The sequence below is a fragment of the Stutzerimonas frequens genome, from assembly GCF_024448335.1.
GTDB lineage: Bacteria > Pseudomonadota > Gammaproteobacteria > Pseudomonadales > Pseudomonadaceae > Stutzerimonas > Stutzerimonas frequens.
This window is the reverse complement of the sequence record NZ_JAMOHM010000006.1, coordinates 144,658-166,456: the sequence shown is the minus strand read 5'-3', so window position 1 is coordinate 166,456 and position 21,799 is coordinate 144,658. Positions and strand designations below refer to the sequence as shown.

Annotated in this window: 20 protein-coding genes; 5 read left to right on the top strand and 15 right to left on the bottom strand. The window is 63.3% G+C overall.

Going from position 1 to position 21,799, the window contains the following annotated elements:
• Positions 1-7 precede the first annotated feature (7 nt).
• Genes NAO55_RS10865 through ispF form a run of 5 tightly spaced genes read right to left on the bottom strand, consistent with a single transcriptional unit; the run spans position 8 to position 3,896 of the window.
• Positions 8-943 (bottom strand): polyprenyl-phosphate transporter, encoded by a 936-nt coding sequence (locus NAO55_RS10865; protein WP_063543838.1) that lies wholly within the window; start codon positions 941-943, stop codon positions 8-10.
• Positions 944-962: 19 nt separating this feature from the next.
• Positions 963-1,598, bottom strand: coding sequence for a protein-L-isoaspartate(D-aspartate) O-methyltransferase (locus NAO55_RS10860; RefSeq protein WP_063544007.1), 636 nt, complete (start codon positions 1,596-1,598; stop codon positions 963-965).
• 38 nt (positions 1,599-1,636) lie between these two features.
• Positions 1,637-2,386 (bottom strand): 5'/3'-nucleotidase SurE, encoded by a 750-nt coding sequence (surE, locus tag NAO55_RS10855; protein ID WP_063543836.1) that lies wholly within the window; start codon positions 2,384-2,386, stop codon positions 1,637-1,639.
• Positions 2,386-3,426, bottom strand: a complete 1,041-nt coding sequence (gene truD / locus NAO55_RS10850; RefSeq protein WP_102840867.1) for a tRNA pseudouridine(13) synthase TruD — start codon at positions 3,424-3,426, stop codon at positions 2,386-2,388. The genes surE and truD overlap by 1 nt, the downstream gene beginning before the upstream one ends.
• A complete protein-coding gene (gene ispF, locus NAO55_RS10845; protein ID WP_102840866.1) occupies positions 3,423-3,896 on the bottom strand; it encodes a 2-C-methyl-D-erythritol 2,4-cyclodiphosphate synthase in 474 nt (157 codons plus the stop codon). Before ispF ends, truD begins: the two co-directional genes overlap by 4 nt.
• A gap of 181 nt (positions 3,897-4,077) precedes the next feature.
• Here ispF and NAO55_RS10840 point away from each other — a divergent pair, with 181 nt between their 5' ends.
• Positions 4,078-4,380: an ArsR/SmtB family transcription factor gene (locus NAO55_RS10840; protein WP_063543830.1), complete on the top strand. Its 303-nt coding sequence runs from the start codon at positions 4,078-4,080 to the stop codon at positions 4,378-4,380.
• 37 nt (positions 4,381-4,417) lie between these two features.
• Positions 4,418-5,467: an alkene reductase gene (locus NAO55_RS10835; protein ID WP_102840865.1), complete on the top strand. Its 1,050-nt coding sequence runs from the start codon at positions 4,418-4,420 to the stop codon at positions 5,465-5,467.
• Between the two features lie 239 nt (positions 5,468-5,706).
• Here the strand turns inward: NAO55_RS10835 and fghA are convergent, their stop codons facing one another.
• Positions 5,707-6,552, bottom strand: a complete 846-nt coding sequence (fghA, locus tag NAO55_RS10830; protein ID WP_102840864.1) for an S-formylglutathione hydrolase — start codon at positions 6,550-6,552, stop codon at positions 5,707-5,709.
• A gap of 88 nt (positions 6,553-6,640) precedes the next feature.
• Positions 6,641-7,756 carry an S-(hydroxymethyl)glutathione dehydrogenase/class III alcohol dehydrogenase gene (locus tag NAO55_RS10825; protein WP_041771927.1) on the bottom strand — a complete coding sequence of 372 codons (1,116 nt, stop codon included), beginning with the start codon at positions 7,754-7,756 and terminating at the stop codon, positions 6,641-6,643.
• 164 nt (positions 7,757-7,920) lie between these two features.
• Here NAO55_RS10825 and NAO55_RS10820 point away from each other — a divergent pair, with 164 nt between their 5' ends.
• The 3 genes from NAO55_RS10820 (at position 7,921) to NAO55_RS10810 (ending at position 10,512) form a co-directional block, all read left to right on the top strand.
• Positions 7,921-8,820, top strand: a complete 900-nt coding sequence (locus tag NAO55_RS10820) for a LysR substrate-binding domain-containing protein (RefSeq protein WP_102840863.1) — start codon at positions 7,921-7,923, stop codon at positions 8,818-8,820.
• A 135-nt stretch (positions 8,821-8,955) separates the two neighbouring features.
• Positions 8,956-9,270, top strand: coding sequence for an HPF/RaiA family ribosome-associated protein (locus NAO55_RS10815; protein ID WP_102840862.1), 315 nt, complete (start codon positions 8,956-8,958; stop codon positions 9,268-9,270).
• 75 nt (positions 9,271-9,345) lie between these two features.
• Positions 9,346-10,512 (top strand): baeRF3 domain-containing protein, encoded by a 1,167-nt coding sequence (locus NAO55_RS10810; RefSeq protein ID WP_102840861.1) that lies wholly within the window; start codon positions 9,346-9,348, stop codon positions 10,510-10,512.
• A 36-nt stretch (positions 10,513-10,548) separates the two neighbouring features.
• Here NAO55_RS10810 and ispD read toward each other — a convergent pair whose 3' ends face one another.
• The 8 genes from ispD to dnaE form a co-directional block, all read right to left on the bottom strand.
• Positions 10,549-11,265 carry a 2-C-methyl-D-erythritol 4-phosphate cytidylyltransferase gene (gene ispD / locus NAO55_RS10805; protein WP_102840860.1) on the bottom strand — a complete coding sequence of 239 codons (717 nt, stop codon included), beginning with the start codon at positions 11,263-11,265 and terminating at the stop codon, positions 10,549-10,551.
• Positions 11,262-11,540 carry a cell division protein FtsB gene (ftsB, locus tag NAO55_RS10800; RefSeq protein WP_063543813.1) on the bottom strand — a complete coding sequence of 93 codons (279 nt, stop codon included), beginning with the start codon at positions 11,538-11,540 and terminating at the stop codon, positions 11,262-11,264. The genes ispD and ftsB overlap by 4 nt, the downstream gene beginning before the upstream one ends.
• A 139-nt stretch (positions 11,541-11,679) precedes the next feature.
• Entirely contained in the window at positions 11,680-12,969 is a 1,290-nt protein-coding gene (gene eno / locus NAO55_RS10795; protein ID WP_102840859.1) for a phosphopyruvate hydratase, read from the bottom strand.
• 34 nt (positions 12,970-13,003) lie between these two features.
• Entirely contained in the window at positions 13,004-13,849 is an 846-nt protein-coding gene (kdsA, locus tag NAO55_RS10790; RefSeq protein WP_102840858.1) for a 3-deoxy-8-phosphooctulonate synthase, read from the bottom strand.
• The gene (gene pyrG, locus NAO55_RS10785; protein WP_063543807.1) at positions 13,846-15,477 is read right to left on the bottom strand and encodes a CTP synthase; all 1,632 of its coding nucleotides are present in this window, start codon (positions 15,475-15,477) and stop codon (positions 13,846-13,848) included. Before pyrG ends, kdsA begins: the two co-directional genes overlap by 4 nt.
• A gap of 167 nt (positions 15,478-15,644) precedes the next feature.
• The gene (tilS, locus tag NAO55_RS10780) at positions 15,645-16,934 is read right to left on the bottom strand and encodes a tRNA lysidine(34) synthetase TilS (protein ID WP_305123880.1); all 1,290 of its coding nucleotides are present in this window, start codon (positions 16,932-16,934) and stop codon (positions 15,645-15,647) included.
• A 133-nt stretch (positions 16,935-17,067) separates the two neighbouring features.
• Positions 17,068-18,018: an acetyl-CoA carboxylase carboxyltransferase subunit alpha gene (locus NAO55_RS10775; RefSeq protein WP_014819915.1), complete on the bottom strand. Its 951-nt coding sequence runs from the start codon at positions 18,016-18,018 to the stop codon at positions 17,068-17,070.
• A 184-nt stretch (positions 18,019-18,202) separates the two neighbouring features.
• A complete protein-coding gene (gene dnaE / locus NAO55_RS10770; protein WP_102840856.1) occupies positions 18,203-21,724 on the bottom strand; it encodes a DNA polymerase III subunit alpha in 3,522 nt (1,173 codons plus the stop codon).
• Between the last annotated feature and the right edge of the window lie 75 nt (positions 21,725-21,799).

Sequence of the window (21,799 nt, the reverse complement as noted above, 5' to 3'; positions counted from 1 at the left end):
AAGTGCGTCAGACGCCTTCAGTCATCGGCTGGCGCCGGCCGGCAAACCACTCGAGCCCCAGGACCAGAACGATACCACCCACGGCCAACAGTACGGCCAGCAGCAGCTGAGGGTCCTGCCCGGTCAGGTCGCCATAGGCGCCAGGCAGCAGATTGTGCTGCAGGACCGGAACGTTCTCGCCACTGGAATTGGTGCGCCAGGTCAGCGTTTCCTTCCATGGCCAGACCTTGTTCAGCGAGCCGAGCATCAGCCCGGTCAGAAACGCCAGGGTCAGGTCGCGCCAACGCTTGAGCAGCCAGCTGAGGAACTTGGCGAAGCTCAACAAGCCTACCAGGCACCCCGCGGCGAAGACCGCCATCACACCGAGATCGAACCCCTTCACCGCGCCCAGAACCACCGGGTACAGCCCCAGCAGCACCAGGATGAAACTGCCGGAAATGCCCGGCAGGATCATCGCGCAGATGGCAATCGCGCCAGCAAAGAAAAGGCTCAGACTGCTGCTGCCCCACTGCACCGGCGCAGCCACGGTAATCCAGTAGGCAAAGCCGATACCCAGGCAGAAGCTCACCAGACGCGACAGGTTGCGGCGCTGGATTTCCTTGCCCACCAGATGGACAGAAACCAGGATGAGGCCAAAGAAGAAGGACCAGACGGGAATCGGATGCTCTTCCAGAAGATAGGTAATCAGCCTGGCCAGGCTAAGAATGCTGGTCAGGATGCCGGCGAACAGCACCAGCAGGAAGCTTGCATTGGCGGTTTTCCAGGCCTCGGCGAAACGCCCCCGCAACAACGGGCCGACCGCATATGGCACAGCGCTGATGGAGCGCAGCAACTCATCATAGATACCGGTGATGAACGCCACGGTACCGCCCGAGACACCGGGCACCACGTCCGCAGCCCCCATCGCCATGCCTTTGGCGTACAACAAAAAAGCGTTTTTCATGCTTCCTTCCGCTGAATGATCAAATCACGGGTCCATTGAGCAGCGGCACGAAACGTACGGTATCCAGAAGATGGCGCGAAAAGCCGTTTTCCTCTCGAATGATCAGCATGAGTTGCTGGACCTCGCCGGCACCCACTGGAATCACCAGACGCCCACCGGGCGCCAGCTGATCGAGCAAGGCCTGCGGCACATCGGTTGCCGCCGCGGTGACGATGATGCCGTTGTAAGGCGCCAGTGCAGGCCAGCCCTCCCAACCATCGCCCCAGCGAAAGACCACATTGCGCAGCTTGAGTTCGACCAGGCGTTCCTTGGCCCGGTCCTGCAGCGCCTGGATGCGCTCCACCGAAAACACCCGCTCGACCAGCTGAGCCAACACCGCGGTCTGGTAGCCGGAGCCGGTGCCGATCTCCAGTACCTTGTCCAGCGGACCGTCGGCCAGCAGGAGTTCGCTCATCCGGGCGACCATGAACGGCTGGGAAATCGTCTGGTTATGGCCTATCGGCAACGCGGTGTCTTCGTAGGCACGGTGTGCCAGCGCCTCGTCGACGAACAGATGACGAGGGGTACGGCGGATCACTTCGAGTACATGGGCGTTGGACAGCCCTTCTTCGTAGAGCCGCTGAATCAGACGGTCACGTGTGCGCTGCGAGGTCATCCCCGAGCCGTGCAGCAGGCTGTCTTGTCCGCGGTGTATCACAGCACGTTCTCCAGCCAGCTCTCGAGACCGTGAAAGGCCTCACGGAAGGTTCGATCCAGCTGCAGCGGGGTTATGGAGACATAACCCTGCATGACTGCATGGAAATCGGTGCCCGGACCGCCGTCTTCGACATCACCGGCCACGGAAATCCAGTAGCCTTCCTTGCCACGCGGATTGGCCTGCTTGACCGGCGGTTTGGCCCTGCTGCGATGGCCCAGACGCGTCAGCTGGATGCCGCGGATATGATCCAGCGGCAGATTGGGCACGTTGACACTGAGGACGGTGCGCGGCGGAAGCTCCAGCTGGTCGTGCTTTTCCACCAGAGCCCGAGCGATGTAGGCAGCGGTTGGCAGGTTGTCCGGCAAGCGGGAGACCAGCGAGAAGGCAAAAGCCGGCCGACCGGTGAAGCGCCCTTCGATGGCCGCGGCAACCGTTCCTGAATAAAGCACGTCATCGCCCAGATTGGCACCGAGATTGATACCCGAGACCACCATGTCCGGCGTTTCCTCGAGCAATCCGTTGAGGCCAAGGTGAACGCAATCGGTGGGCGAGCCATTCAGGCCGATAAAGCCGTTGGGCATGGTCACGGGATGAAGCGGGCGGTCCAGGGTAAGCGCGCTGCTGGCGCCGCTCATGTCCTGGATCGGGGCAACCACCTTGCACTCGGCATAGCCGCCCAGCGCGTCATAAAGCGCGGCGAGCCCGGGTGCATACACCCCGTCGTCGTTGGCGATCAGAATACGCATCAGATGTCCGTCTGCCCTGCCAGGCTGACCAGCTCACGCACCACGGCGGTGGCGAAGCATCCGGTCGGCAGGACGAATTCCAGTTGCAGAATGTCAGGCCCGGGATAATGCCACGACAAACCGCTGATGGGGAGGCGGAGAATGCGCCGTTCGTGCTTCATCCCTGCCTGCGCCAACCAATTGGCGACAGCCGATTCATTTGTAGCGACGGCGTCTTCCAGTGCCTGTATTTCGTCACCTGCTGGCGAGCCCCCAACGCCCCATAAAGGGCCGGTCGGATGCAGATCCAGAATCCTTAGGCGCGGGTCTGCGCACTCGTCCGGTCCGGCGGGGAAAAAGCTGCGACTGTCAGTGAATGCCAGTAGATCGCCCACTCGTGCCTGATCCCAGCTGCCATCAGCAACCCGTTCGGCGAGCACACGGTTGAACAGGTAACTGCGGCCAGCCGAAAGCAGGCGCGAACGCATGTTGCGCTGCTCCGGCAGCTCTCCTTTCGCCGCGAAGTGGCGCGCCCCGTGGAGGTTGCCACCTTCATAGCCGAAACGCTGCAGGCCGAAGTAGTTCGGCACCCCCTGCAGCTTGATCCGCTCTAGCCGCGCGTCGAGCTGCGTATGATCGGCATGCAGCTCGGTCAGACGCAGACGAAACCCATTGGCCGAATGCGCGCCGCGCTGCAGCTTGCGCTGATGACGAACGCACTGGAGCAGCCGCAGGCTGCCGTCTTCGGCGGCGCTCAGATCGGGGTCGGCCTTGCCCGGCAGATGCAGGCTGAACCACTGCCGGGTCAGCGCCTGGCGGTCCTTCAGGCCCGCATAGCTGATCATCTTCAGCGGCACGCCAGCGGCGCGGGCGATGCGTTTGGCAGCTTCCTCGGTGTTCAGATTGCGCTTTTCAACCCACAACCAGAGGTGCTCACCCTCGCCGGACAGCGGGATATCGAGCACCTCATCGACCTGAAAATCCTCGGCGACCGCCTTCAGCACCGCACTGCCGCAGGGCTCGCCATGGGCACGTGGCCCGAGCAGCTGATCTTCGGTCATGCGCGGACCAGCAAGGCAACCGCGTGAACGGCGATCCCCTCCTCGCGCCCGGTGAAGCCGAGCTTCTCGGTGGTGGTGGCCTTGACGTTGACCTGATCCAGCTCCACTTGCAGGTCTGCGGCGACCAGCGCACGCATGCTTTCGATGTGCGGCGCCATCTTCGGGGCCTGGGCGACGATCGTCGCGTCGACATTGCCGACCACGTAGCCCTTGGCCTGCACCTGCGCCAGCACATGGCGTAGCAGCACGCGGCTGTCGGCGCCCTTGAACTGCGGATCGGTATCCGGGAAATGCTTGCCGATATCACCCAGCGCTGCGGCACCGAGCAGCGCGTCGCTCAGGGCGTGCAACAGAACGTCGCCGTCGGAATGGGCGAGCAGCCCGAACCGGTGTGGAATCCGCACGCCGCCAAGCGTGATGTGGTCGCCTTCGCCGAAGCGGTGCACGTCGTAACCGTGGCCGATACGCATAGATCAAACACCCTGGAATAACTCGAGGCGGCGATTCTACAGGAGGCGGATGTCCCTGAGCGGATCGCCGCGGCGCGCCCGTACATCGACGCCACCGATAACCACCATCAGCCGAATCGATCTTGTATCGTCAAACACCGATATATAGTTCGCCTCAACCCGATATAGGCAGCTGAAGACCATGCCGGACGACTTCGACGACATCATCAAGGCCCTCGCCCATCCGCTGCGCCGCGACATCCTGCGCTGGCTCAAGGAGCCGCAACGCTATTTCGCCGAGCAGCACCATTCGTTGGAGAACGGCGTGTGTGCCGGTCAGATCGATCAGCGCGCCGGCCTGTCGCAGTCAACCGTATCGGCCCACCTGGCGACCCTGCAGAAAGCCGGATTGGTGACCAGCCAGAAGGTCGGCCAGTGGCATTTTTTCAAGCGCAACGATGCCCTGATCCAGACCTTCATCGAGCGCATCGGCCAGGAACTCTGACCTTACGAACCACCACCTGAACAGGAGCGGTATCGCTATGCCCACACTCTTCGACCCGATCAAGATCGGCGACGTGGAACTGAACAATCGCATCATCATGGCGCCGCTGACCCGCTGCCGAGCCGAGCCCGGCCGCGTGCCAGGCGACCTGATCGCCGAGTACTACGCCCAGCGCGCCGACGCTGGCCTGATCATCAGCGAAGCCACCTCGGTCACGCCGATGGGTGTGGGTTATCCGGACACCCCGGGCATCTGGTCGGCCGAGCAGGTTCAGGGCTGGAAGAAGGTCACCGATGCCGTGCATGCCAAGGGCGGCAAGATCGTCCTGCAGCTCTGGCATGTCGGTCGCATCTCCGACCCGATCTACCTCGACGGCCAGCTGCCGGTCGCGCCCAGCGCCATCAAGCCCGCCGGGCACGTCAGTCTGGTCCGCCCGATGAAGGATTACGAAACGCCTCGCGCCCTTGAGACCAACGAGATCCCCGGCATCATCGAGGCCTACCGCAAGGGTGCCGAGAATGCCAAGGAAGCCGGTTTCGACGGTGTCGAAATCCATGGCGCCAACGGCTATCTGCTCGACCAGTTCCTGCAGGACAGCACCAACAAGCGCACCGACGCCTACGGTGGCTCGCTGGAGAATCGTGCACGGTTGATGCTCGAAGTGACTGACGCAGCGATCTCGGTGTGGGGCGCGGGGCGCGTCGGTGTGCACCTGGCACCGCGCGCCGACGCCCACGACATGGGCGATTCCAACCGTGCCGAGACCTTCGGCTACGTAGCCCGCGAGCTGGGCAAGCGCGGCATCGCCTTCATCTGCACCCGCGAGAAGGCCGGTGAAGACAGCCTCGGCCCGCAGCTCAAGCAGCTCTTCGGCGGCGTCTACATCGCCAACGAACGCTTCACCAAGGAACAGGCCAACGCCTGGCTGGCGGAAGGCAAGGCCGATGCGGTGGCCTTCGGTATTCCGTACATCGCCAATCCGGATCTGGTCGAGCGTCTGCGTCAGGACGCACCGCTGAACGAGCCGAAACCCGAGCTGTTCTACGCCCAGGGCCCGACTGGCTATACCGATTATCCGTCGCTCTAAGCTCCTGGCGATGGAAAGGCCCGAGCGGCATGTCCGCTCGGGCCTTTTTTATGTCCTGCCGTCCCTGGCAGTAGACGTGCGCAAGAGGCTGCGCGGCCAACGTCCTACGCCTTGAGCGCGCGCTGTGCGGCCTCGTAGGGTGGAAAACCGCGAAGCGTTTTCCACGCGAACAGGGTCATGCGAAACACCCCGGTGCCGACCGAAACAGACGCGTAGATGAGGCTGTGCCGTCATCCACCCTACGCCCTCAGTGCTTCAGCATGATGGCGCAGGTGATCGTCGATGAAGCTGGCGATGAAGTAGTAGCTGTGGTCGTAGCCCGGCTGGATGCGCAGGGTCAGCGGGTGACCGGCCGAATCCGCAGCGGCGCGCAGCGCCTGCGGCTTGAGCTGGCCGTCCATGAAATCATCGCGATCACCCTGGTCGACCAGAAGCGGCAAGCGCTCGCGGGCCTCGGCGATCAGCGCACAGGCATCCCACTCCCGCCAGCGCGAACGATCCTCGCCGAGATAGCGGCCAAAGGCCTTTTCACCCCAGGGGCAGTTGATCGGGTTGCTGATCGGCGCAAAGGCCGATACCGAGCGATAGCGGCCCGGATTCTTCAGCGCGCAGATGAGCGCCCCGTGCCCGCCCATGGAGTGCCCGCTGATGCCACGGCGGTCGGAGACCGGGAAGTTGGCCTCGACCAGTGCCGGCAGTTCCTCGATGACGTAGTCGTACATCCGGTAGTGCTGGGCCCAGGGCTCTTGCGTCGCATTGAGATAGAAGCCCGCGCCCAGTCCGAAATCCCACGCACCCTCGGCATCATCCGGCACGCCTGGGCCGCGCGGGCTGGTGTCCGGCGCGACGATGATCAGACCAAGCTCGGCTGCCATGCGTAGCGCTCCGGCCTTCTGCATGAAATTCTCATCGGTGCAGGTCAGGCCGGACAGCCAGTACAGCACCGGCAGTTTCTCGCCCTGCTCGGCCTGTGGCGGCAGGAACACGGCAAATACCATGTCGCAGTTCAGGGTGTTGGAGCGGTGGCGGTAGCGCTTGTGCCAGCCACCGAAGCTCTTGTTGCTGGAAACGATTTCAAGGGTCATGAGCGGCCTCGCGCAAGGTGGAAACCGCGCAGGCATCCACCGATCGAGGTGGACAAGCCGCCGGACGACGGCATTGCCCACCCAGGGGTCAGAAGTGGATGACGGTTCGGATGCTCTTGCCTTCGTGCATCAGGTCGAACGCTTCGTTGATCTGCTCCAGCGGCAGGTTGTGGGTGATGAAGGTGTCCAGCGGAATCTCGCCGCTCTGCGCCTTTTCCACATAGCTCGGCAGCTCGGTACGCCCCTTCACGCCGCCGAACGCCGAACCGCGCCAGACGCGTCCGGTGACGAGTTGGAACGGACGCGTGCTGATTTCCTGGCCGGCGCCGGCGACACCGATGATGGTCGACTCGCCCCAGCCCTTGTGGCAGCACTCCAGCGCCGCGCGCATCAGCTGCACGTTGCCGACGCACTCGAAGGAATAGTCGACGCCGCCATCGGTCATCTCGACGATCACCTCCTGAATCGGCTTGTCGTGGTCCTTCGGATTGACGAAGTCAGTGGCGCCCAGCTCTTCGGCAATGGCGAACTTGCCCGGATTGATGTCGATGGCGATGATCCGACTCGCCTTGGCCATCTTCGCACCAATGATCGCCGCCAGACCGATGCCGCCCAGGCCGAAGATCGCCACGGTGGCGCCCTCTTCCACCTTGGCGGTGTTCAGCACGGCACCAATACCGGTGGTCACGCCGCAACCGAGCAGGCAGACCTTTTCCAGCGGGGCTTCCTTGGGAATCTTGGCCACCGAGACTTCCGGCAGCACGGTGTACTCGGAGAAGGTCGAGCAGCCCATGTAGTGGTAGATCGGCTCGCCGTTGTAGCTGAAGCGCGTGGTGCCATCGGGCATCAGGCCCTTGCCCTGGGTGGCGCGCACGGAGCTGCACAGGTTGGTCTTGCCCGACTTACAGAACTTGCACTCGCGGCATTCGGCGGTATAGAGCGGAATCACGTGATCGCCGACCGCCACCGAGGTGACGCCCTCGCCCACCGCCTCAACGATGCCGCCACCCTCATGACCGAGGATGCAGGGGAATACGCCTTCCGAATCCTCTCCGGAGAGGGTGTAGGCGTCGGTATGGCAAACACCGGTGGCGACGATACGGATCAGGACCTCGCCAGCCTTGGGCGGGGCGACATCCACTTCGACGATCTGCAGGGGCTGGTTGGGGCCGAAGGCAACGGCGGCGCGCGATTTGATGGTCATGAACATCACTCTCGACTGATGCAGGAAAACAGAGAGTGTAATTCACGACTCCGTGGGGATTGATCGGCCTACAAGGAAACATTGTTGCGGTACAGGGACAATCGGCAAACATCAGGCTAGGATTCGTATCTGTTTCACTGCTGTACCCATTTTGCGGAGCCAACATGAATCGCTGGGAAGGCCTCGATGAGTTCGTCGCCGTGGTCGAGTGCGGCAGTTTCATGCGCGCCGCCGAGCGACTGCGTGTTTCTACCTCGCACGTCAGCCGCCAGATTGCTCGTCTGGAAGAGCGCCTGCAGGCCCGCCTGCTCTACCGCACCACTCGCCGCGTGTCGCTGACCGAGGCCGGCCATACATTTTTTGCACGCTGCCAGCGATTGATCGAGGAGCGTGACGATGCCTTCCTCGCCATCAGCGACCTGCACAGCGCGCCGACCGGCCTGCTGCGCATGACCGCCGCAGTGGCCTACGGCGAGCGCTTCATCGTGCCGCTGGTGAACGAGTTCATGGCGCGTCATCCACAGCTGCGTGTCGATATCGAGCTATCCAACCGCACCCTGGACTTGGTCCAGGAAGGCTACGACCTGGCCATTCGCCTGGGCAGACTCGGCGAGTCACGCCTGGTCGCGACGCGCATCGCACCACGCGCCATGTACCTGTGCGCCGCGCCGGGCTACCTGGAGCGCTATGGCCGCCCACACACGCTCTCCGAGTTGGCCCGGCACAACTGCTTGATCGGCACGAGCGACACCTGGGTATTTCAGGTCGATGGGCGCGAGCAGCATTTCAAGCCCAGCGGCAACTGGCGCTGCAACAGTGGCGAAGCGGTGCTCGACGCCGCCCTGCGCGGCTTCGGTCTTTGCCAGCTGCCGGACTACTACGTGCAGGAGCCGCTGCGCCGCGGTGAGCTGGTCTCGCTGCTGGAACACAACCAGCCGCCAGACACGGCGGTCTGGGCAGTCTACCCGCAGCGACGTTACCTGTTGCCGAAGGTGCGCCTGTTGATCGAAGCACTCAGGGACGGTCTCGCCCGGCGTTCCGAATACGCCGACAGCGCGAGCTGAGCGCCGTCGACCGCGCGTCCGAGGTCGGCATCGAGGTGGAACCCGCCCCTGCCCGCCACGTCGTACGTTGTGTAGCTGCGACGCTTGGCGCCGCCAGCGCCTAACGCGCGCAGCGCTGCAAATCAGGAGGAGACCATGCAGGTTCTGGTGAACAGTAACCACAGCATCAGCGTTACCGCCGACCTCGAAGAACGGGTCAAGGCGACGGTCGAGACCGAACTGGAACGCTTCGATGACCATCTGACCCGAATCGAAGTGCATCTGAACGACGAGAACAGCAACAAGAGTGGGCCGCACGACAAGCGCTGCCAGATGGAGGCGCGGGTCAAGGGCCATGAACCCCTCTCCGCGACCCACAAGGCCGAGACATTGGAATTGGCTATCAACGGGGCAGCGGAAAAGCTCAATCACGCCCTCAGCCACGCCCTGGACAAGTTCAACCGCCACTGACCTGGCCACCGATGGCCATTGAACGCGCCATCGTCACTTCTGCGAGGGACCGAACCACACCACTGGAGGCCACGCATGAATCGACTGCTCGATCGTGAAACCCTGACCCAACTGCTGAAACACCGGGACGGCCCCTGCCTTTCGCTGTACCAGCAAACGCATCGCAGTTTTCCGGAGCGCCAGCAGGACCCGATCCGCTTCAAGCAGCTGGTCAAGCAACTGGAGGATTCGCTCAGACAGCAGGGCCATGCCGACCAGGTGCAAAGCCTGCTCAAGCCCTTCTACGCGCTGATCGATGACAACGATTTCTGGAACCACAGCCTCGATGGCCTAGCGGCGTTCGGCGCAAAGGACTATTTCCAGGTCTATCGGCTGCAGCGCAGCGTGCCAGAGATGGCTGTCGCCAACGACCGCATGCATCTCAAGCCGCTGGTGCGCATTGCACAATCGGCCGATCGCTACCAGATTCTCTGCCTGTCGCGCGACTCGGTGCGCCTGTTCGAGGGCAACCGGGATGCTCTGGATGAGGTGCCGCTGCATGAAGCGGTGCCCAGAACGCTGGCCGATGCCCTGGGTAACGATCTGACCGAGAAAGGTCAGAGCGGCTTCCCGCAGGGCTACAGTCGCGCCAGCGAACGGGGCGATCCGATGCAGGTCGAGGCTGGCGGCAGCGGCAAACAGGCGGAGATCGACCGCGACCGTGACCGCTATTTCCGCGAGGTCGATCGCGCGATCACCGAACACCACTCCCGGCCGTCCGGCCTGCCGCTGATCCTCGCGGCCCTGCCGGAACAACAGCCACACTTCCGCCGCATCAGTCACAACGAGTACCTGCTACCGGAAGGCATCGAGAACGGGCAGCGCGCCTTGGGTGTCGACGAACTGCGGGACAAAAGCTGGATGGTGATGCAGCCGCGCTATCTGAAGCGGTTGGAAGGGCTGCTGAATCAGTTCGGCGCCTCCCATGGTCAGGGCCTCGCCTCGGATCAGCTCGAAGACATCGGTCAGGCGACCCGCCAGGGTCGGGTTGCCACGCTGCTGGTCGAGGCAGAGCGGCAGATCCCCGGACGGGTCGACAAGAACGAGGGAAGCGCCGTGTCGGCAAGCGCCGAGGCTGCGAACACGCCCGACGTGCTGGACGAGCTGACCATCTGGACGCTTGAGCAAGGCGGTGAAGTCGTCGTGGTGCCGACCGAACGGATGCCGACGGCTACCGGAGCAGCGGCAATCTACCGCTTCTAACGAGGCTGGCGGGCAACGCTGGTTGCCCGCCGCGCTTCAGGCGTGACGCTCGCCTTGCCAGCAGCGCTCCAACCAGGCGAGATCTTCAGGCCGGGTGACCTTGAGGTTATCGGCGCGACCTTCGATCACGCGCGGTGAATGGCCGGCCCACTCCATTGCAGACGCCTCGTCAGTCACCTGCAGGCCACCGGCGAGCGCCGAGTCCAACGCCGCGCGCAACATGCCCAAGCGAAACATCTGCGGCGTAAAGGCTTGCCAGATGACGCTGCGGTCCACCGTTTCCACGACCCGCCCCTGCGGCCCTACACGCTTGAGCGTGTCCCGCGCAGGCACAGCCAGCAGTCCCCCAACCGGATCATCGGCAAGCTCGACGAGCAGGCGATTCAGATCGTCGCGCGCCAGATTGGGTCGGGCGGCGTCATGCACCAGCACCCAGTCGTCCGCGCTCGCTCCCGCCTCGGAAAGGCGCTGCAGGCCGTTGAGTACCGAATCACAACGCTCGCGCCCACCCGCCGCCCGCAGGATGCGCGCATCCCTGGCGTAGTCCAGGTTCGGCCAGTAGGGATCGTCGGACGCCAGACAGACCACCAGTCCGGCCAGGGCCGGGTGGTCGATGAAACGATCGAGGGTATGCTCGAGAATGCAGCGCCCAGCCAACCGCAGGTACTGCTTGGGACGGTCTGCACACATGCGACTGCCGACCCCTGCTGCCGGAATGACGACCCAGAACCTCGACAACTGGACTTGGCTCATTCGACGAACTGGTAGAGGGTTTCGCCCTCTTTGACCATGCCCAACTCCTGACGCGCACGCTCCTCGACGGTTTCCATGCCCTGCTTGAGCTCCAGGACTTCCGCTTCGAGGATTCGATTGCGCTCCAGCAGCCGCTCGTTCTCGCCCTGCTGGTCGGCAATCTGCTTGTTCAGACTGTTGACCTGCGCCAGGCTGCCCTCGCCCACCCAAAGACGGTACTGCAGCCCGCCGAGAAGCAGGATCAGCACGACGAACAACCAGTAGGGGCGACGCATAGCAGGCATGAAACGACTTCGGCGGCAGTTCGAATAAGGAAGACAACACAGCCTTGGCGCGGGAGTGATCGCTCACCAAGACGATGCCGATTGAAACAAAAAAGGGCGACTCGCGCCGCCCTTTTTTAATGCCGCAGGATCAGCCGCGGAATTCGGCACGACCGTTGTACGGTGCCTTGCCGGCCAGCTGCTCTTCGATACGCAGCAGCTGGTTGTACTTCGACACGCGGTCGGAGCGGCACAGCGAACCGGTCTTGATCTGACCAGCGGCAGTGCCTACGGCCAGGTCGGCGATGGTGCTGTCTTCGGTCTCGCCGGAACGGTGCGAGATCACCGCCGTGTAACCGGCCGCCTTGGCCATCTGAATGGCTTCCAGGGTTTCGGTCAGCGAGCCGATCTGGTTGAACTTGATCAGGATCGAGTTGCCGATCTTCTCGTCGATGCCGCGCTTGAGGATCTTGGTGTTGGTCACGAACAGGTCGTCACCGACCAGCTGAACCTTCTCGCCGATCTTGTCGGTCAGCGCCTTCCAGCCAGCCCAGTCGGACTCGTCCATGCCGTCTTCGATGGAGATGATCGGGTAGCGCTGGGTCAGGCCCGCCAGGTAATCCGCGAAGCCCTCGGCGTCGAACACCTTGCCTTCACCGGCCAGGTCGTATTTGCCGTCCTTGTAGAACTCGCTGGAAGCGCAGTCCAGGGCCAGGGTGACGTCGCTGCCCAGCTTGTAGCCAGCCTTCTCGACCGCCTCGGCGATGGCACCCAGCGCATCCTCGTTGGAGGCCAGGTTCGGCGCGAAGCCGCCCTCGTCGCCCACTGCGGTGTTCAGGCCACGAGCCTTCAGCACGGCTTTCAGGTGATGGAAGATCTCGGCACCCATGCGCAGCGCGTCGGCGAAGGTCTTGGCGCCGACCGGCTGGACCATGAACTCCTGAATGTCGACGTTGTTGTCTGCATGCTCGCCGCCATTGATGATGTTCATCATCGGCACCGGCATCGAATACTGGCCAGGAGTGCCATTGAGGTCGGCGATGTGCGCGTAGAGCGGCACGCCTTTGGCTTGGGCAGCGGCCTTGGCAGCCGCCAGGGACACGGCGAGGATCGCGTTGGCGCCGAGCTTGGCCTTGTTCTCGGTACCGTCGAGCTCGATCATCGCGTGGTCCAGGGCCTTCTGATCGGCCGGATCCTTGCCCAGCAGCAGATCGCGAATCGGCCCGTTGACGTTGCCCACGGCCTTCAGCACGCCCTTACCCAGGTAGCGGCTCTTGTCGCCATCGCGCAGTTCCAGAGCCTCGCGCGAACCGGTGGATGCACCGGACGGCGCGCAGGCGCTGCCGATGATGCCGTTATCGAGGATCACATCGGCTTCCACGGTGGGGTTGCCACGGGAGTCGAGAACTTCACGCCCCTTGATGTCGACGATCTTTGCCATTGTTGTTAACACTCCATAGATAGCTGCAAGGCTTTCAAGCAGTTTCGATTGGCGGGAAATTCTTGACCAGATCATCCAGCTGCTTGAGCTGGGTGAGGAAAGCTTCGAGCTTGTTCAGACGCAGCGCGCACGGACCGTCGCACTTGGCATTCTCCGGCTCCGGATGCGCCTCCAAGAACAGCCCGGCCAGCCCCTGGGACAGGCCGGCCTTGGCCAGGTCGGTGACCTGGGCACGACGCCCACCAGCCGAGTCGGCGCGACCGCCCGGCATCTGCAGGGCATGGGTGACGTCGAAGAACACCGGGTATTCGAACTGCTTCATGATGCCGAAGCCGAGCATGTCGACGACCAGATTGTTGTAGCCGAAGGACGAGCCGCGCTCGCAGAGGATCAGCTGGTCATTACCAGCCTCTTCGCACTTCTTCAGGATGTGCTTCATCTCCTGCGGTGCGAGAAATTGCGCTTTCTTGATGTTGATCACCGCACCGGTCTTGGCCATCGCCACCACCAGGTCGGTCTGCCGCGAGAGGAAGGCCGGCAGCTGGATGATGTCGCAGACATCGGCCACCGGCTGCGCCTGCCACGGCTCATGTACGTCGGTGATGACCGGCACGCCGAAGGTCTTCTTCACTTCCTCAAAGATCTTCATTCCCTCTTCCAGACCCGGGCCGCGGAACGAGGTGATCGAGGAACGGTTGGCCTTGTCGAAGCTCGCCTTGAACACGTAGGGAATGCCGAGCTTCTCGGTCACCCGTACGTACTCTTCACAGGCCTGCATGGCCAAGTCCCGCGACTCGAGGACGTTGATGCCGCCGAACAGCACGAACGGCTTGTCGTTGGCGATCTCGATGTTGCCTACGCGAATGGTCTTCTGGCTCATGCCTTCTTCGCCTTGTATTCCAGCGCTGCGTTGACGAAACCGCTGAACAGCGGATGACCGTCGCGCGGCGTGGAGGTGAACTCAGGGTGGAACTGGCAAGCGACGAACCAGGGATGATCCGGAGCCTCGACCACTTCCACCAGCGCACCGTCTCCGGAGCGCCCGGTGATTTTCAGTCCGGCTGCCTGCAGTTGCGGCAGCAGGTTGTTGTTCACTTCATAGCGATGACGATGACGCTCGACGATGCGCTCCTGGCCATAGCACTCGAACACCTTCGAGCCCGGCTCCAGACCACATTCCTGCGCACCGAGGCGCATGGTGCCGCCGAGGTCGGAGCTATCGCTGCGGGTCTCCACCGCACCGCTGGCATCTTCCCACTCGGTGATCAGACCGACGACCGGGTGACCGCTGTCCTTGTCGAACTCGGTGGAGTTGGCATCGGTCCAGCCCAGCACATCGCGAGCGAACTCGATGACCGCCACCTGCATGCCCAGGCAGATACCCAGGTATGGGATCTTGTTCTCGCGGGCATAGCGCACGGTGGCGATCTTGCCTTCCACGCCGCGCAGGCCGAAACCGCCCGGCACCAAAATGGCATCGACGCCTTCGAGCAGGCCGGTGCCCTGGTTCTCGATGTCCTCGGAGTCGATGTAACGCAGGTTCACCTTGGTCCGACTCTGGATGCCAGCGTGGCTCATCGCCTCGATCAGAGATTTGTAGGCGTCCAGAAGTTCCATGTACTTGCCGACCATGGCGATGGTGACTTCCTTCTCCGGATGCAGTTTGGCATCGACGACACGATCCCATTCGGAGAGATCGGCGCCACGGCATTCGAGACCGAAACGTTCGACGACGTAGTCATCGAGACCCTGAGCATGCAGGATGCCCGGAATCTTGTAGATGGTGTCGGCGTCCGGCAGGCTGATCACCGCGCGCTCTTCGACGTTGGTGAACAGTGCGATCTTGCGCCGCGAAGACACGTCGATGGCGCGATCCGAACGACAGACCAGCACGTCGGGCTGCAGGCCGATGGAGCGCAGCTCCTTCACCGAATGCTGGGTCGGCTTGGTCTTGGTCTCGCCGGCGGTGGCGATGTAAGGCACCAGCGTCAGGTGCATCAGCATGGCGCGCTTGGCGCCGACTTCGACACGCAACTGGCGGATGGCCTCGAGGAAGGGTTGCGACTCGATGTCGCCCACGGTACCGCCGACCTCCACCAGCGCCACGTCGGCGTCGCCGGCACCCTTGATCACGCGACGCTTGATCTCGTCGGTGATATGCGGGATGACCTGGATGGTCGCGCCCAGATAATCACCCCGGCGCTCGCGGCGCAGCACGTCCTCGTAGACGCGACCGGTGGTGAAGTTGTTGTTCTGGGTCATGCGGGTGCGGATGAACCGCTCGTAGTGGCCCAGGTCGAGGTCGGTCTCGGCGCCGTCATGAGTGACGAACACCTCGCCGTGCTGGAACGGGCTCATGGTGCCCGGATCGACGTTGATGTAAGGATCCAGCTTGAGCATCGTGACCTTCAGGCCCCGCGCCTCCAGGATGGCCGCCAATGAAGCCGAGGCGATGCCTTTCCCCAATGAAGAAACAACACCACCCGTGACGAAGATGTAGCGCGTCATGAAAAACCCTAGAAGTCTGCGTTAAGCGGCCGGCGCCGCCGGGGGAAAGCGAAGGTGCCATTGCGCGGATCGGCAATAGCGCAACTGCCACGGATTCGAAGAAACCGCAGAAGCTGTATTGAGACGGGAGCGTAGTCTACCGGAAAGGCCCTATCAGCTCAAACCACTTAGCAGCCCGGCGCGCACCAATTCAGGGCGCACCGGCCAGCGCTCAGTTGCGGCAGATTGGCCACGGCGACCAACTCGCCATTGCAATACAGCAGCGGCAGGCGCTTTCGGGCGAACGCAGGCACCGCGGCTTCATTCAGCAGGCGTTTGAGATCGCGCCGGCCGCGACCGGACACAGCCATGACTTCACCGCCGCTTCGATAGCGAATCTGCAGTCTGCCAATGGGCGGCGCCCCCTCTAGCCGAAGCGAGCCATTGCCGGGAAGCTGCAGCTCGACGGACGGGTCGGGCCAGTCAACCGGCCCACCAACAGAGGCAAGCCAGCCGTCCGGCAGCCACCAGACGCGCTCGCCACTGCGCTGGAGCTCGCCACCTGCCAGCCGCCAGCGTGGCGTGGCATCTGGCTTGGCGTCACGCAGACACTCCCAGCCGGCCCAGTGATTCTCATCCGGCGCCAAGGTCAGCCCTGCCAGCCAATGGCGCAGCGCATTACGCTGCCGCGCCGATGTCAGCTCGCGCAGCGGCGCTAGCGCGAGGCTCGGCAGGTTCAACCATCGGCAATCGCTGCCAGCCTGCGCCGCGGCGAGATCCTGCTGCGCAAGCTCGTCGAGCAAATGCTGCGCCTCGGCCATAAGCGCGGCGGTACGCGCCAGGCTGGACGCCGCCCGAGGCCAGCGCTGCTGTAGCAAAGGCAAGACCTGCCGACGCAGAAAGTTGCGTGAATACTCCAGCTGCTGATTGCTGGGATCCTCGACCCAGGCGAGACCGTTGGCACGCGCATAATCCTCCAACTCGGCCCGGGAGACCTCCAGCAACGGCCGAACCAGGCTGCCGCGCCCCATCGATCGCACATCCGGCATCGCCGCCAGCCCGCGCACACCGGCGCCGCGCAATAGACGGAACAGCAGCGTCTCGGCCTGGTCATCGCGGTGCTGGCCGGTCAGCAGCAGCTCATCTTCGCCCAGGCGCGCAGCGAACGCCTGATAGCGCGCATCGCGTGCAGCCCGCTCCAGACTGGCGCCTGGAACAACTTGCACGCGCACAATCTCCAGCGCGACGCCAAGCCGGTCGCAGACTTGCTGGCAGTGCGCTGGCCAGTCGTCAGCGGCGACCTGTAGGCCATGGTGCACATGAATTGCGCGAATCGGAGGCAGCGCACGACGTTCCGCCAGCCGCACCAGCGCGTGCAACAGAACAGTAGAATCAAGACCGCCGGAGAACCCCACCCACCAAGCCGATGAGCCGCGCCAGGGGGCAAGAACGGAAAGCAGGCGGGAGTCGAGGGACATGCTTGGCGCTTCGAAAATCGAGAATGCTGGCAAGCATAAGGCTCAGGAGCGAAAGCCGCGAGCGAAGGCCCGACAGCGAGCCTTTGCGTGCCTCGACTCAGCGAGAGCGAGTCGAGGCACGCGCAGGAGTGACTCAGGCGATACCGTAGCTCATCAGGCGCTCATAACGACGCGCCAGCAGCGCATCGGTATCCAGCGACTTGAGCATGTGCAACTGGCTGTTGAGCTGCTCGCGCATGGCCGCAGCCATGACGGCCGGATTGCGATGCGCGCCGCCCAGCGGCTCGGGGATCACCTTGTCGACGATACCCAGATCTTTCAGGCGCTCGGCGGTAACACCCATGGCCTCGGCGGCCTCCGGCGCCTTCTCGGCGGTACGCCAGAGAATCGAGGCGCAACCTTCTGGCGAGATCACCGCGTAGGTTGAATACTGCAGCATGTTCAGCTGGTCGCAGACGCCGATCGCCAGCGCACCGCCAGAACCGCCCTCGCCAATCACGGTGGCGATGATCGGCGTCTTCAGTCGCGCCATCACGCGCAGGTTCCAAGCAATGGCCTCGCTCTGGTTGCGCTCTTCGGCATCGATCCCCGGATAGGCGCCCGGGGTATCGATGAAGGTCAGGATCGGCATCTTGAAGCGCTCGGCCATTTCCATCAGACGGCAGGCCTTGCGATAGCCCTCCGGACGCGGCATACCGAAGTTGCGACGCACCTTCTCGCGTACTTCACGGCCTTTCTGATGACCGATGATCATCACCGGCTGGCCGTCCAGACGCGCCGTACCACCAACAATGGCCGCGTCGTCGGAGAAATGACGGTCACCATGCAGTTCTTCGAACTCGGTGAACAGGTGATTGATGTAATCGAGGGTATAGGGCCGCTGCGGGTGGCGAGCCAGACGGGCGATCTGCCAGCTGGTCAGATTGCCGAAGATGCTTTCGGTGAGCGACTCGCTCTTGTCCTGCAGGCGGGCAATCTCATCGCCGATGTTCAGCGAGTTGTCGTTACCAACCAGGCGCAATTCTTCGATCTTGGCTTGCAGGTCGGCGATCGGCTGTTCGAAATCCAGGAAGTTCGGGTTCATAGGCATCCGTCATGCGTCGACGGCCAGGCGGCCGGGAGGCTGTTCCGTTTTTTGCGCCTTACCTTACGGGAGCGGCGCATTCAGGTCGAACAAAAATTGTTCTGAAACCATGACCCGGTCAGCACCGGGCCGTTCAGGCCCGACTCGGAAAGCACATGTCGATGAACTTTCCGGGCCTGGCCCTCTATCGGTATTGCAGGAAGACGTTGTCGCGTCCGAACTGGTCACGCAATGCCTGAATCAAGTTGTCCGCCGGATCGATTCGCCAGTCCTCGCCGAACTGCAGCAGCGCCCGCGCATCGCGACCGGTGTACTCCAGCGTGATCGGGCAGGCACCGCGATGGCGGCCGCAAACCTCGGCCAGCCAGCGCATGCGTTCGCCCTTGAGCGCCTCGCCGGCGACCTTGACCCGCAGACTCTCGGCCAGCCCGGTACGCGCTTCCTCCAGACTCATCACACGCTTGGCGCGCAGGCGCAGGCCGCCGGAAAAGTCGTCGTTGCTCACCTCGCCTTCGACCACCACCAGGGCATCGGTCTGCAGCAAGGCCTGCGCCGTGTTGAACGCCTCGGCGAACAGCGAAGCCTCGATACGCCCCGAGCGGTCATCCAGGGTGATGAAGCCCATCTTGTCGCCTTTCTTGTTCTTCATGACCCGCAGGTTGACGATGAGGCCGGCAATGGTCTGTTCTCCGCGCGCCGGGCGCAGGTCGACGATGCGCTGACGAGCGAAACGACGCACTTCCCCCTCGTATTCATCGATCGGGTGGCCGGTGAGATAGAGACCGAGGGTGTCCTTTTCGCCTTTCAGACGCTCCTTCAGCGAAAGCTCGCGCGCCTTTCGGTGATTGGCGTAGACGTCGGCCTCCGGCTCGGCGAACAGGCCGCCGAACAGATCCATGTGGCCGCTCTCGGCGCTGCGTGCGGTCTGTTCGGCGGCCTGTACCGCCTCTTCCATCGCCGCCAGCAGCACTGCGCGGTTGCGGTCGATGTTGGCCTGGTAGGCCTTGGCCTCCTCGAAGAAATACGGTCCGAGGCGATCCAGCGCACCGGAGCGGATCAGTGCTTCCAGGGTGCGCTTGTTGATGCGTTTGAGGTCGATGCGCGCGCAGAAATCGAACAGATCCTTGAACGGGCCGCCCGCGGCGCGGCATTCGGCGATGGCCTCGACAGGCCCCTCGCCCACACCCTTGACCGCGCCCAGGCCATAGACGATGCGGCCGTCGTCATTGACGGTGAACTTGAACTCGGAGACGTTAACGTCGGGCGGATCGATGCGCAGCTTCATGCTGCGGCATTCCTCGATGAGGATCACCACCTTGTCGGTGTTGTGCATATCCGCCGAGAGCACGGCTGCCATGAACGGCGACGGGTGATGTGCCTTGAGCCATGCCGTCTGGTAGGACACCAGGCCGTAGGCGGCCGAGTGCGATTTGTTGAAGCCGTAGCCGGCGAACTTTTCCACCAGGTCGAAGATGTTGCCCGCCAGGTCCGCATCGATCCCATTGTTGGCGCAACCTTCGATGAAGCCGCCGCGCTGCTTGGCCATCTCCTCGGGCTTCTTCTTACCCATGGCGCGGCGCAACATGTCGGCGCCACCGAGGGTGTAGCCGGCCATCACCTGGGCGATCTGCATCACCTGTTCCTGGTACAGGATGATGCCGTAGGTGGGCTTGAGCACCGGCTCCAGCCCCGCGTACTGGTAGTCCGGGTGCGGATATGAGACTTCGGCACGCCCATGCTTGCGGTTGATGAAGTCATCCACCATGCCCGACTGCAACGGGCCGGGGCGGAACAGGGCCACCAGTGCGATGAGATCTTCCAGGCAGTCCGGCTTGAGCTTCTTGATCAGCTCCTTCATGCCGCGCGATTCGAGCTGGAACACCGCTGTGGTCTCGGCCTTCTGCAGCAGCTGGTAGGTCGGCTTGTCGTCCAGCGGAATGAAGTCGATGTTGACCGGCTCCAGGCCGTTCTTGGACTGCTCGCGGTTGATGGTTTCCAGCGCCCACTTGATGATGGTCAGCGTGCGCAGGCCGAGGAAGTCGAACTTCACCAGGCCGGCCTGCTCGACGTCGTCCTTGTCGAACTGGGTCACCAGGCCGCCGCCTTCCTCGTCACAGGCGATCGGTGCGAAGTCGGTGAGCTTGGTCGGCGCGATCACCACACCACCGGCGTGCTTGCCGGTACCGCGGGTGATGCCTTCGAGCTTGAGCGCCATATCCCAGATTTCGCGGGCGTCCTCGTCGACGGCGAGGAAGTCGCGCAGCGGCTCCTCCATCTCGTAGGCCTTTTCCAGCGTCATGCCGACTTCGAAGGGAATCATCTTCGACAGACGGTCGGCCAGGCCATAGGACTTGCCCTGGACCCGCGCCACGTCACGCACCACCGCCTTGGCCGCCATGGTGCCGAAGGTGATGATCTGGCTCACCGCATTGCGCCCGTACGCCTCGGCCACGTAATCGATGACCCGGTCGCGCCCGTCCATGCAGAAGTCGACGTCGAAGTCGGGCATGGAAATACGTTCGGGGTTGAGGAAGCGCTCGAACAGCAAGTCGTAGGCCAACGGATCGAGGTCGGTGATCTTCAGCACGTAGGCCACCAGCGAGCCGGCACCCGAACCGCGGCCCGGGCCGACCGGCACGCCGTTGTTCTTGGCCCACTTGATGAAGTCCATAACGATCAGGAAGTAGCCGGGAAAGCCCATCTGAATGATGGTGCCCAGCTCGAACTCGAGGCGGTCGATATAGACCTGCTTCTTCGCCTCGTAGTCCGGCGTGTCCTTGGGCAGCAGGACTTCCAGCCGCTCCTCCAGGCCCTCGAACGAGACCTGACGCAGGTAATCGTCGATGGTCATGCCTTCGGGTACCGGGAAGTTCGGCAGGAAGTAGGTACCCAGCTGCACCTCGATGTTGCAGCGTTTGGCGATCTCGACGGTGTTTTCCAGCGCCTCGGGCAGGTCGGCGAACAGCTCGGCCATCTCCTCAGGCGTCTTCAGATACTGTTGATCGGAATAGGTACGCGGGCGACGCGGATCATCCAGGGTGCGGCCTTCACCGATGCAGACGCGGGTCTCGTGCGCCTCGAAGTCATCCTGCTTGAGAAAGCGCACATCGTTGGTCGCCACCAGCGGCGTGCCGCTGCGCTCGGCCAGCGCCACGGCGGCATGCAAATGTTCTTCGTCATTGACCCGATTGGTGCGCTGCACTTCCAGGTAGAAGCGATCGGCGAACACCTCACGCCATTCGGCGAGACGCGCTGCCGCCAGCGCATCATCGCCATTGAGCAGTGCCTGACCGATTTCTCCCTCCTTGGCACCGGACAGCGCGATCAGGCCTTCGGCAGCTTCCTTCACCCACTCGCGCTCGATGATGACCAGATCGTTGCGCTGGCCGTCGCTCCAGCCGCGGGAAATCAGCTCGGTCAGATTGCGATACCCCTTGGGGTTCATCGCCAGCAGCGTCAGGCGGCTGAGCGGGCCGTCCTCGTCACAGCCGGCCAGCCAGATATCGGCGCCACAGATCGGTTTGATTCCGGCGCCCTGCGCCGTCTTGTAGAACTTCACCAGCGAGCACATGTTGCTCATGTCGGTCACCGCCACCGCCGGCATTCCGCCCGCCGCCACCGCCTTGATCAGCGGCTTGACCCGTACCAGGCCATCGACCAGCGAGTACTCGGTATGCAGACGGAGATGGACGAATGAAACAGGCATGAACAGACCTTGAGCTGGCAGAACGACAAGCGCGGGATTGTACCGGAAAGCATTCGGCCGCTGGCGAACGCGGCG

Coding starts and splice junctions, on each gene's coding strand:
- NAO55_RS10865 (WP_063543838.1), bottom strand. CDS start 943: ATGAAAAACGCTTTTTTGTTGTACGCCAAAGGCATGGCGATGGGGGCT.
- NAO55_RS10860 (WP_063544007.1), bottom strand. CDS start 1,598: ATGACCTCGCAGCGCACACGTGACCGTCTGATTCAGCGGCTCTACGAA.
- surE (WP_063543836.1), bottom strand. CDS start 2,386: ATGCGTATTCTGATCGCCAACGACGACGGGGTGTATGCACCCGGGCTC.
- truD (WP_102840867.1), bottom strand. CDS start 3,426: ATGACCGAAGATCAGCTGCTCGGGCCACGTGCCCATGGCGAGCCCTGC.
- ispF (WP_102840866.1), bottom strand. CDS start 3,896: ATGCGTATCGGCCACGGTTACGACGTGCACCGCTTCGGCGAAGGCGAC.
- NAO55_RS10840 (WP_063543830.1), top strand. CDS start 4,078: ATGCCGGACGACTTCGACGACATCATCAAGGCCCTCGCCCATCCGCTG.
- NAO55_RS10835 (WP_102840865.1), top strand. CDS start 4,418: ATGCCCACACTCTTCGACCCGATCAAGATCGGCGACGTGGAACTGAAC.
- fghA (WP_102840864.1), bottom strand. CDS start 6,552: ATGACCCTTGAAATCGTTTCCAGCAACAAGAGCTTCGGTGGCTGGCAC.
- NAO55_RS10825 (WP_041771927.1), bottom strand. CDS start 7,756: ATGACCATCAAATCGCGCGCCGCCGTTGCCTTCGGCCCCAACCAGCCC.
- NAO55_RS10820 (WP_102840863.1), top strand. CDS start 7,921: ATGAATCGCTGGGAAGGCCTCGATGAGTTCGTCGCCGTGGTCGAGTGC.
- NAO55_RS10815 (WP_102840862.1), top strand. CDS start 8,956: ATGCAGGTTCTGGTGAACAGTAACCACAGCATCAGCGTTACCGCCGAC.
- NAO55_RS10810 (WP_102840861.1), top strand. CDS start 9,346: ATGAATCGACTGCTCGATCGTGAAACCCTGACCCAACTGCTGAAACAC.
- ispD (WP_102840860.1), bottom strand. CDS start 11,265: ATGAGCCAAGTCCAGTTGTCGAGGTTCTGGGTCGTCATTCCGGCAGCA.
- ftsB (WP_063543813.1), bottom strand. CDS start 11,540: ATGCGTCGCCCCTACTGGTTGTTCGTCGTGCTGATCCTGCTTCTCGGC.
- eno (WP_102840859.1), bottom strand. CDS start 12,969: ATGGCAAAGATCGTCGACATCAAGGGGCGTGAAGTTCTCGACTCCCGT.
- kdsA (WP_102840858.1), bottom strand. CDS start 13,849: ATGAGCCAGAAGACCATTCGCGTAGGCAACATCGAGATCGCCAACGAC.
- pyrG (WP_063543807.1), bottom strand. CDS start 15,477: ATGACGCGCTACATCTTCGTCACGGGTGGTGTTGTTTCTTCATTGGGG.
- tilS (WP_305123880.1), bottom strand. CDS start 16,934: ATGTCCCTCGACTCCCGCCTGCTTTCCGTTCTTGCCCCCTGGCGCGGC.
- NAO55_RS10775 (WP_014819915.1), bottom strand. CDS start 18,018: ATGAACCCGAACTTCCTGGATTTCGAACAGCCGATCGCCGACCTGCAA.
- dnaE (WP_102840856.1), bottom strand. CDS start 21,724: ATGCCTGTTTCATTCGTCCATCTCCGTCTGCATACCGAGTACTCGCTG.